15 protein-coding genes and 1 pseudogene are annotated in these 8,663 nt (G+C 40.8%); 14 read left to right on the top strand and 2 right to left on the bottom strand.

What is annotated here, in order from left to right; all coding sequences use genetic code 11:
* Nucleotides 1-48: 48 nt before the first annotated feature.
* Nucleotides 49-483, bottom strand: a complete 435-nt coding sequence (locus tag C7B70_RS24340; protein WP_106371496.1) for a PIN domain-containing protein — start codon at nt 481-483, stop codon at nt 49-51.
* Nucleotides 480-764, bottom strand: coding sequence for a hypothetical protein (locus C7B70_RS24335; protein ID WP_106371498.1), 285 nt, complete (start codon nt 762-764; stop codon nt 480-482). Before C7B70_RS24335 ends, C7B70_RS24340 begins: the two co-directional genes overlap by 4 nt.
* Before the next feature lie 125 nt (nt 765-889).
* On the opposite strand from C7B70_RS24335, the gene C7B70_RS24330 reads away from it, so the two are divergent.
* The 14 genes and pseudogenes from C7B70_RS24330 to C7B70_RS28970 all read left to right on the top strand — a co-directional run.
* A complete protein-coding gene (locus C7B70_RS24330) occupies nt 890-1,210 on the top strand; it encodes a hypothetical protein (RefSeq protein WP_106371495.1) in 321 nt (106 codons plus the stop codon).
* Nucleotides 1,207-1,329, top strand: coding sequence for a hypothetical protein (locus C7B70_RS28570; protein WP_255409381.1), 123 nt, complete (start codon nt 1,207-1,209; stop codon nt 1,327-1,329). Before C7B70_RS24330 ends, C7B70_RS28570 begins: the two co-directional genes overlap by 4 nt.
* A 579-nt stretch (nt 1,330-1,908) precedes the next feature.
* Nucleotides 1,909-2,235 (top strand): zinc-finger-containing protein, encoded by a 327-nt coding sequence (locus C7B70_RS24325; protein WP_106371494.1) that lies wholly within the window; start codon nt 1,909-1,911, stop codon nt 2,233-2,235.
* A gap of 11 nt (nt 2,236-2,246) precedes the next feature.
* Nucleotides 2,247-2,477, top strand: a complete 231-nt coding sequence (locus tag C7B70_RS24320; protein WP_106371493.1) for a hypothetical protein — start codon at nt 2,247-2,249, stop codon at nt 2,475-2,477.
* 12 nt (nt 2,478-2,489) lie between these two features.
* Nucleotides 2,490-3,155, top strand: coding sequence for a hypothetical protein (locus C7B70_RS24315; protein ID WP_106371492.1), 666 nt, complete (start codon nt 2,490-2,492; stop codon nt 3,153-3,155).
* The gene (locus C7B70_RS24310) at nt 3,152-3,598 is read left to right on the top strand and encodes a hypothetical protein (protein ID WP_106371491.1); all 447 of its coding nucleotides are present in this window, start codon (nt 3,152-3,154) and stop codon (nt 3,596-3,598) included. The genes C7B70_RS24315 and C7B70_RS24310 overlap by 4 nt, the downstream gene beginning before the upstream one ends.
* 10 nt (nt 3,599-3,608) lie before the next feature.
* Nucleotides 3,609-3,971, top strand: coding sequence for a hypothetical protein (locus C7B70_RS24305; RefSeq protein ID WP_106371490.1), 363 nt, complete (start codon nt 3,609-3,611; stop codon nt 3,969-3,971).
* Between the two features lie 304 nt (nt 3,972-4,275).
* Nucleotides 4,276-4,890, top strand: coding sequence for an alpha-ketoglutarate-dependent dioxygenase AlkB (locus tag C7B70_RS24300; protein WP_199192523.1), 615 nt, complete (start codon nt 4,276-4,278; stop codon nt 4,888-4,890).
* A gap of 213 nt (nt 4,891-5,103) precedes the next feature.
* Nucleotides 5,104-5,703 (top strand): hypothetical protein, encoded by a 600-nt coding sequence (locus C7B70_RS24295; protein WP_106371489.1) that lies wholly within the window; start codon nt 5,104-5,106, stop codon nt 5,701-5,703.
* A 76-nt stretch (nt 5,704-5,779) separates the two neighbouring features.
* A complete protein-coding gene (locus C7B70_RS24290) occupies nt 5,780-6,118 on the top strand; it encodes a hypothetical protein (protein ID WP_106371488.1) in 339 nt (112 codons plus the stop codon).
* Entirely contained in the window at nt 6,115-6,675 is a 561-nt protein-coding gene (locus tag C7B70_RS24285; RefSeq protein WP_106371487.1) for a hypothetical protein, read from the top strand. The genes C7B70_RS24290 and C7B70_RS24285 overlap by 4 nt, the downstream gene beginning before the upstream one ends.
* 1 nt (nt 6,676) lies before the next feature.
* A complete protein-coding gene (locus C7B70_RS24280; protein ID WP_233221122.1) occupies nt 6,677-7,681 on the top strand; it encodes a SpoIID/LytB domain-containing protein in 1,005 nt (334 codons plus the stop codon).
* A 73-nt stretch (nt 7,682-7,754) separates the two neighbouring features.
* Nucleotides 7,755-8,243, top strand: a complete 489-nt coding sequence (locus C7B70_RS24275; RefSeq protein ID WP_106371485.1) for a hypothetical protein — start codon at nt 7,755-7,757, stop codon at nt 8,241-8,243.
* Nucleotides 8,244-8,274: 31 nt separating this feature from the next.
* Nucleotides 8,275-8,411 (top strand): annotated as a pseudogene (locus C7B70_RS28970) (sporulation protein SpoIID); the annotation flags it as partial.
* Between the last annotated feature and the right edge of the window lie 252 nt (nt 8,412-8,663).

Here is an 8,663-nt window from a genome sequence, read left to right as displayed (position 1 = left end):
AAAGTTTCAAGATTCCTACTTAGTTAATAGGCAAGATTATTGCCTGCTTTAATGAGGAAGATAAACAATTTGTGCTAATTCTGTACCAAGACGAGTAAAATGTTTTGGGTTGAGCGTTAAAAGTCTCTCTGCTGATACTTTCAATGCGGCTTGAGCAATCAACGCATCAAAAATTCCTCCACCGGGAAGATTAAGTGCCGTCATCTGGGCGATCGCCGCTTGATAATCTGCTTGATCTAAAGTAACAGTTTCTAGGTACTGGATATTGTTTTCAATCAGCCGTTTAGCAATCTGCGGAGAAATACGCGGTTGGCTGGGCATCCGCGTCAGCACAGAATAGAGTTCCGCCAAACTATGAGTAGAGAGATAGGCTTTTGCTTGTACTAATTTCGCCGCCTGCAAGTGAATAAAGCAGGGAGAGTGGCTTGGATGCTGAGGCAATAAAGCAGCAATCATAACCGATGTATCGAATAGAACCTTCACAAACTTAGTTGCTCCCAATCTCTTTCACGGCTTTGCTCAATCAACTGGTTAAAGTCGATGTGATCTAAAGATTGTGTGTCAAATACCAAAATTCCCTTTTGCTCTCTAAGATGAGACTCCGGCGAATTAGAGAGCGATTCTGTGCTTGATGGATTTGGGGTTTGCTGTTTGAAAGCATTAATTTTCTCCATTAGAGTTTGGAGGATGAATTGCTCTGGAGAAATACCTTGCAGCGCAGCAATTTGTTCTATTTCTTGTTTTAGTGCAGGGGAAAGGTTCATGGCAGCGCTCAAAAAAGTTCAGTATCTAAGCATCTTCAGCTTAACGTTTACTCCAATCTAAAGTTATCTTTCTCAAACCCGTTAGTCACTACTAACGGGTTTTGTTTTACCTATAGGTCAACACAATGCTTAATTTAACCAGCCACTCGGTCAATCCAAAAGACGAGCCAGTTTTACAGCAGCTACAAATCCATCTGCAACACTTGAGCCAAGATAAAAAAGCCGCACTTGCGATAGCGCAAGCGCGCACGCAGGGCTTCGCCGCCCTGTATGAAGCAACCGAACCCCAGGAAATCTACTTCGATTATGTTTGCGATTGCTGTTCCAGGTTCAACAAAGCGATCGCCTTACTCCAAGACCTATCAAAGCCAGGACTATTAGCAGTTGCTAGAGCGATAACCGAGGAAATAGCGGTACTAGAGCAGTTGCAGGGGGCAAGCCGATGAAACCTCAAAGATGTCCCTTTTGCCGTAGTAGTGTTTCGTTAATCGATAGCGCTCAGTGTGACTTTACCCATGATATTGCCGCAACTGGAACCATAAGTTTGCCGCCGACAACACTATAGCCCTTATTTTTGCGTCAGCTAATTTTGGATGTAATTGACAGATGGGAACCATAAGTTTGCCATTATTCCAAATTGGAAAGATAAGCTTGCCATTTCTGCAAAAGTTTATATGGACTTAGTTTGAGGGGCTGAAGGTAAGGGAGAATTTAGTAAATTTTGTGTTTTCGTCGTCGGGTTCTGTATCTCGAAGGTGCTTGTAAGATTGCAAATGAGCCTTTCTTAGTCAAGGGTTTTCACTTAGGCACTCGATTCGTGGCTTTATGCCGTTAGGCGTTGCTCAAGTTCTAGGATGACAGCCTACCCTAGCGTCACATTTGGGTGATTCGTGGCTTTATGCCGTTAGGCGTTGCAATTTCATAATCAAGGTCTTTATACCTAGTAAACCAGCTATTTCAAAGCTATTGACGTAAACCAGGCTGTTTTTGATCTTCAAGAGGTTCGTACTGCTTTTAAAGCAGCCCGAAGATAAATTGGTTTAGAACTATAAGCAAGCCACACTTTAGTGGAAGCATAAGCTTACCACTGCGGCAAATTTATGAGTAAAGTTACACTCAGGTCTTCGGTTGCAGTTACGGTTTCATATATCTGTGCGATGCCTATCCCAGTTGTGACGCTAGAGTTGGCTGCCATCCTCGAACTATTATCGCGCTGGGAACTCTAGCGAATAAGGAATTGCGGAGGTGGCGCAGTTTGGCTCATCGTAAGTTCGACCCCTTGTGGCAGTCCGGTGTTTTCTCTAGTCGCCAAGGAGCTTACAAGTGGTTGTCGAAGGCGATGAGGTTGCCTTTGGAAAAAACTCATGTGGCTATGTTCGATATTCGGCAGTGCCAGAGGGCGATCGCCTGCGTTGAGGATTTAACCAGGAGTCAGCGCGTCAGAACGAAAATAACAACTCATTGCTATTGAGGAGAATTACTATGCAGTACAAGCCAGTTGCTATTGATCCTCGTAATGGATTTGACTTAGTTGCAGTCTGGCAAAAAGACGGCAGTAAGTGGCAATTATTACAATTGGCGCGCCCTCAAAGTGCAATTGCTCTAGCACGAGAATATCCTAGGACGAGACTGGTTTTCCCAATAGGAATTAACCCCAATAAACCGAGAAAAAACCGCCGCCATAAAAACATTAGTCAATTGATAAAAACTTAGAGGCTTTTCCAAATGAATGAAGAAAACCAATGCAAAAACTGTAGCTATTTCTTTGGTAGAGAAAGGATACATTGTGCTGTTCACCCCTATGGAAAAGCATCAGAATATTGCAAAGATTGGCAGCAAAAAAACTTAAGTTTACAAAAGGAAGAATTAATGAATACTAATAGGGAAGCAAAGCCTTTTTCTTATACAGAGTTTGCTAGTCACTTACTAGCTATAGGTACAACATTATTTGTTGGATATCAATTATACCAAAATATTCCCCCAGCCATTCATGCTAGTAAAGATTATGATAGGTATAAGACTGAGTGCGAGATTTTTTTAGAAAGAGCAAGTAAAGCTGGAACAACTAAAATTGCAAGTGTTGAATTAACAAAAGGAATTAGTTGGCTAGAATCTAAATCATTAACGCAAAGTTTCGAGTATAGAGATTTGAAAAGCAATTTAGATTATCTGAAAAAACAACCCGAAAATGTAGCAATGCCTGTAACTATTAAGGATTCCATTAATTATAATCTGGAGGACATTAGAGAAAAGCAACGGAAACTACGCGATGAAGGCAGACCTGGTTTGGGAAGTGTGACGGATTTAGTAATATATATTTTTACATCAATACTGATTTGTCTACTAACATTAGTTGTCATAGCAGCATGGCAGGAAACATTTGAACTATGAAAAGAATAAACGACGTAAACTTTCAAAGAATGGCTAGTGAAATAGTTGAGATTCACACCTTGTATAAAGAAGGGTTAGCAACCAAAGGCTTAGGTGCAGTGATTACTAAACCAAGTTGGAAGATTGGGTACAATTCTTTTAACCGTTGGTATCGTTTACCAATCTTAACTTACAAAACTGTCAACGAATTAGAGCGTTTCAAAAACCTGCCTGTAGATGTAATAGGTATTAATGATTTCGACCCGAAAGGTAAAGATTTAATCCAATTAATAAATGAGTATGGAGAAAACCGCGTTATGTCCGCAGAAATGACTTACGACCCATTTTGGTTTCAGTCACCAAAAAGACCGAGTTGGAGGTTTTTTCGAGTTCAAGTATTGCCTTGGGAGCAGCCAGAAATTGATGAATTAGCTCAGGTATTCAAAATATTAGGAAAACTTTGAAGGAGTTCTTATGGCGATAGATGACCAAGGCAACAGTCCAAAAAGCATTATGGCATCTTTAAAGGAAATAGCAGCCACCGTTAATACTGAAGCATTAGAACCAAAAGAACAACTGCAAGTAGAAATAGGCGAAATCTCTGAGGCTGGATACTGTGCAGGCTGGACTAGAGACATAGAGTTTTACCTGTGGAAGATAGTCTTAGATGGTTCAGAGACAGAGTTCGGTATTAAGACAATTACTACACAAGAAATTGCCAATTTGCGAACCTTAGCAGAACAGAGCGGCGGTTGGTGGCATTGGTCTGATAAAGAGAACAAATCGGTTTTTATAACTTTGGATGAATGGCAGGAAATTTACCAACAGTTTTCGTAAAAACAATCAAAGTAGCCCAAGTTTTGCTACTGGGAAAAGAATTAACCTCACAAGTTAACGAGTCAACTAGCGTATATTCTTAATCATTAATAATTGTTTTATAACGTTATTAATGATTAAAAGGTTGACTTATAAATTGTTTTATTGTATTATTAAATTAGTTGAGTATTCAACTTACAAAAGATTCTTAAAGCGCACTTATTAATCCAAATCTTTCGAGAAGAAATGACTGCTAGCGCAGGAAGTAAGTGGGAACAAAAAATACGGCAATCTCTCCACGCCGAAGCTCATAGGTTGACTAAATATGATGACAACAAACCAAGGATTCTTTCTACTCAAATCAAGACTTACTAAAGCTGTACAGCAAGAGATTTTAGCAGCAGCTAGATCCGTTGTAATACAAGCGCCACTATTTAGACCAACTATGGCAAACGGTCAATCATTTAACTATTCGATGACCAACTGCGGAGAACTGGGATGGGTTGCAGACAGGCACGGATATCGCTATCAGCAAGTTCATCCAGAGACTTTAAGTAGATTTCCAGCTATGCCCCAGGTGATTCGTGACTTAGCAATCAATTTAGCTAAGGAAACAGGAAACGATAATTTTGATCCCGAATCTTGCTTGATCAATTTGTATAGAAAAGGTGAAAAACTGGGTATGCACCAAGACAATACAGAAAAAAACTTATCTGCGCCAATAATTTCGATTTCACTTGGGGATTCAGGAGTTTTTGTTTTGGGTGGATTTCTTCGCACCGACGAAACCAAACATTATATTGTCCAAAGCGGTGACATAATCGTAATGTCGGGTGAAAGCCGAAACTTCTTCCATTCTTTTAAAGGTACTGTCCCTAACACCAGTAATTTACTAAAGGACGGCGGAAGATTAAACTTGACAATCAGACAAGTTAACTAAAGTCTATCTCTATTATTAATAATTGTTTTGTACACAGTTATTAATAATAAAGTGCTTGACTTCTGACTTGATTTATTATATTATTAAATCAAGCAAGTTTTAAAGTTTTAATAGCTCAATAGCAGCACTCTTAAGAACTGCTGACGCAGGAAAGATACGACATCAAAAACTCGGTATTCTCTACACGCCGAACTCAATAAAAGGATTTCTATCATGTCTACACAAGAACTATTGACGTTTCTGTTCAATGCGATTGCAATAAGCTTCATAACCATCGCATCAATAGATTTCGGCACAAGATTAGTTGTCGCTTACAAGCAAGTTTCTATCGCTTCAATCCCACCAAAGAAACAGCCTTCGTTGCAGCAGTTACAAGCTCAAATACCCCGTTCTGCAATCCCACAGAAGCTACCCCAACTGCCCGACCCTTGGTTGCTGCCAGTAGCGGAAAATCTGCCACTAAAGCAACTGCCGTCCACAGAGTTTTTTAAGAGAGAAGACAAAGCCGAGGTAGCATCCAAAATCTTGCTGGCTCAGAAACAACAAAAGCATTTACGATTACTGCCTCCAGCTAAAGCAATTGATGTTGCTAACACCCAACTTGAGGATTTGTTGCGAGGGGTAGACTTAGATAAGCTGAAGTTGCGGCAGGCTAGAGAGATAGCGAAGGTATTGGGGATAGCTCAGAAGGTCAATGGCAAAGATCAGAAGCTTGCGTTTTTGGTCAGTCAAATAAAGGTTAAACTACAGCAAAAAACTTTAGGGCAATCAGCAGCTACAAAGCTAGTAAATGAAGTTAGTTTAGCTAGTTAAATAGGATAAGTGTATTACTCTAATACTTTCGTAAAGTAATACACTTATTGAAACACAAAAGTAGCAGCGAGGTCTTATGAATAACGAAAAAGATGAAGTGTTTAAATTATTAAACTCCCATGTTTCCTACTGGGATGGGCTAACGTCTCTTGAGTTTTGGCAAGGATTCGGTATTAATGGAGCGTTCGCTGTAATGCCTATCATAATCTCACTTTTAGTAACTGTAGCTTATTTCATTTTCAGTCTAGAAATAGATCCTGATAAAAAATTACTTCTTTTATTAGTCTTACCCTTTTGGTCAGCTTTTGGTATTTACTCTTTCCACACCCAACTTCGGCTGTATCAGTTGAATAGGCAGTTGCGAATCATTAAACTCGCTCAAGAACCACAAGAAACTAACGGGGAATCATTTTGAACCTACACCTAGCTTTCCAAACTTTTCTATCTTATCTAGATTCTGAGCGAGACAATGCAGCCGCTCTTAGGTTAAAACAAATAGCAAAGTCTGAAAACTTAGACAATTTTTTGGGAATTGAGGATTTATCATTAGGAGGAATATACTACTTTACTACTCACGGTTTCCGCACTTTGAACTGTGATCGCCCCGACCGAAACCAATTTGTTGTAGCGAAAAAAGGCAATGGGTTTTCCATAGCTAAAAATCTCCCTTACATCTACTTGCCGATTTCAAAATGCGAACCACCTCAGCTAATCGTCGAAAGTCCAAGCGAGTCAGCTTCCGCCGCAGGTTATGCTCAAGCTGTTAAATTACCTTATACTATTGCAGGCAAAGAAGATGATTATCCCGAAGGAACATTAGTTGTCTGCGTAACCCTTGATAACGAGAGAGCGGCTATTAATTATGCTAATGCAAGCCCACTGCCTTATGACCGAAAGAGCGTCTATATTGAGGACTTAAGGATGCTCGACACCGAGTACGCGGCAATGCTTGAAGATGTTCCAAGGTTTTAAAATGCGAAGTTGGTTTTTGTTTTTCCCCGCAGTAGTTATACCCCTAACGTTTCAGATAATTTCTTCAGGACAACCATCTTCTACCGCAACGGTTAACACTCCTCAAAAAACTCTGCCACTACTCACACGACTGCCGCAGACTACTCCAGTCGCCCCTACAGCTAATTCTCCCCAGCCGCTAACCTCACCGAAAAAGCAGCCTCAAAAAGTAATCGTACAAAAGCATCCACCAAAAGCAAAAACCCGAAGTTCAAAAAGCAAAGTAAGTACGCGCCCCTATACCGCTCCAGCTATTGAGATCCGAGTTGCAATCGCCCAAAATATTAGCAATATTGCGATCGCTTCCTCAACTAATGCCAACATTATTGATGGCAACGGGCAAGCTCTAGAGCAACTACCGCCCTCTGAAGCATTCCAATTGAGCGCTAATAACTCAACTATTTTATTTACTGGTTGGCAATCGCCTTCAACTGTATGGGTTGAACCATCTGATGGTGGTGCGGTATTCGTCGGTAATAGTTGGTACAGGGGCAGATTACTGTTAATCGCCCAGGGAAATAAGTTACTTGCGATTAACTATGTAGACTTGGAAGAATATCTGCTATCAGTTGTCGGCAGCGAAATGAGCGCCGCCGCACCAATGGAGGCATTGAAAGCACAAGCTGTGGCGGCGCGTTCGTATGCTCTTGTGCATACATTTCGCAACGCTAATGAACAATTTGATGTGACTTCTGGGGAGAGGCATCAAGTATACAAAGGGTTTGCTACCGAGTACAACACCACGCACCAGGCGGTAGGCGAAACTACTGGAGAAATCCTTAGCTACGAAGGGGGCGTTGTGGAATCGCTTTATGCAGCAACCCAGGCGATTGTCGATAAGGTGCATAAAGGGGCTGGGATGAGCCAAAACGGGGCTTATGCTTATGCAAACCAGGGGTATGATTATCGGCAAATCTTAGGGGTGTATTATCCTGGGGTGGATATTTCGAGATTGGAGTCAAAGTAAAACTAGGCTTGTTTTTGATCTAAAAAAGCTTAAAAACAGCTAATCAACAATATGAAAAAATAGAGGTTATCTGGTGACAACCATTGAGTATAAAACTTCGGCATTTTGGCTTGAATCCTATCGAGATGGATTTATAGAATTCACTCGGAACGACGACGATCCCGAATGTTTTGAGATCCAGGGTATTTTTACGCCTCTTGAAGCTATTGAAGTCCATACTTTTATTTCTCCTGATTACACTTATTTGAATCATCATGCTCAATCGTTGTTTGACTGGTTGGTAAATAGTCCGCAGCAAAGAGTAACTCACCCGCAGCAGGGCATGGGCGGTGCAAATCGTTTTTATTTGGATAGCAATTTGCTTACATCATTCACGGCTATTAGACCCGAATGCTCAGTACCTTGGTATCCGTATGTTGATGATTTTCCAGAACCTATATTACTTGTTTTTGCTCCAACAGCAGAAGCAAAGTCTGTAGGCTGGATAGAATCTGAATTATTGCCCGAATTTAGAGACTTTGATTTGGTAATATCCGCTCTGGAAGATTATTTTGAAATATAATGAAAACCTTATGTTCATTAATAATAGCTAAGGAGAAATCCTCAGTTACCAGGATGGCGTTGTGGAATCGCTTTATGCAGCAACCCAAGAAGTCGTCAATCGAGCGCACAGGGGTGTAGAAATGAGTCAGACGGGGGCTTATACCAGCCAGGGGTAGATTATCGGTAGATTTTGGAGACTTACTATCCTGGGACTGAGATAGTAAGGTTAAAAGAAAATTAGCAAGAAACAAGGCGCTTCCGCGCTTAATTGGCGGAAGCATTGCTTCCGCCTTAAATAAATAAGCCTGTAGAAAATCCCTCAAAATCATTAATATTTTTGAGGGATTTCCTGTTGCTGAAATTAAAGCGCTTCCTAGAGAAGCGCTGACGCGCCGGATTTTGTGAAAAAGAATTGATGGCGATAAATGCAAAACCGCAC

The organism is Chlorogloea sp. CCALA 695 (genome assembly GCF_003003885.1).
Lineage (GTDB): Bacteria > Cyanobacteriota > Cyanobacteriia > Cyanobacteriales > Chroococcidiopsidaceae > Aliterella.
This window is presented reverse-complemented; position numbering and strand designations above follow the sequence as displayed.

What these genes read in the sequence shown, in the direction of transcription:
- C7B70_RS24305 (WP_106371490.1), top strand. Translation starts at nt 3,609, where the DNA reads ATGGCGATAGATGACCAAGGCAACAGTCCAAAAAGCATTATGGCATCT.
- C7B70_RS24315 (WP_106371492.1), top strand. Translation starts at nt 2,490, where the DNA reads ATGAATGAAGAAAACCAATGCAAAAACTGTAGCTATTTCTTTGGTAGA.
- C7B70_RS24320 (WP_106371493.1), top strand. Translation starts at nt 2,247, where the DNA reads ATGCAGTACAAGCCAGTTGCTATTGATCCTCGTAATGGATTTGACTTA.
- C7B70_RS24290 (WP_106371488.1), top strand. Translation starts at nt 5,780, where the DNA reads ATGAATAACGAAAAAGATGAAGTGTTTAAATTATTAAACTCCCATGTT.
- C7B70_RS24280 (WP_233221122.1), top strand. Translation starts at nt 6,677, where the DNA reads ATGCGAAGTTGGTTTTTGTTTTTCCCCGCAGTAGTTATACCCCTAACG.
- C7B70_RS24335 (WP_106371498.1), bottom strand. Translation starts at nt 764, where the DNA reads ATGAACCTTTCCCCTGCACTAAAACAAGAAATAGAACAAATTGCTGCG.
- C7B70_RS24330 (WP_106371495.1), top strand. Translation starts at nt 890, where the DNA reads ATGCTTAATTTAACCAGCCACTCGGTCAATCCAAAAGACGAGCCAGTT.
- C7B70_RS24295 (WP_106371489.1), top strand. Translation starts at nt 5,104, where the DNA reads ATGTCTACACAAGAACTATTGACGTTTCTGTTCAATGCGATTGCAATA.
- C7B70_RS24310 (WP_106371491.1), top strand. Translation starts at nt 3,152, where the DNA reads ATGAAAAGAATAAACGACGTAAACTTTCAAAGAATGGCTAGTGAAATA.
- C7B70_RS24300 (WP_199192523.1), top strand. Translation starts at nt 4,276, where the DNA reads ATGATGACAACAAACCAAGGATTCTTTCTACTCAAATCAAGACTTACT.
- C7B70_RS28570 (WP_255409381.1), top strand. Translation starts at nt 1,207, where the DNA reads ATGAAACCTCAAAGATGTCCCTTTTGCCGTAGTAGTGTTTCGTTAATC.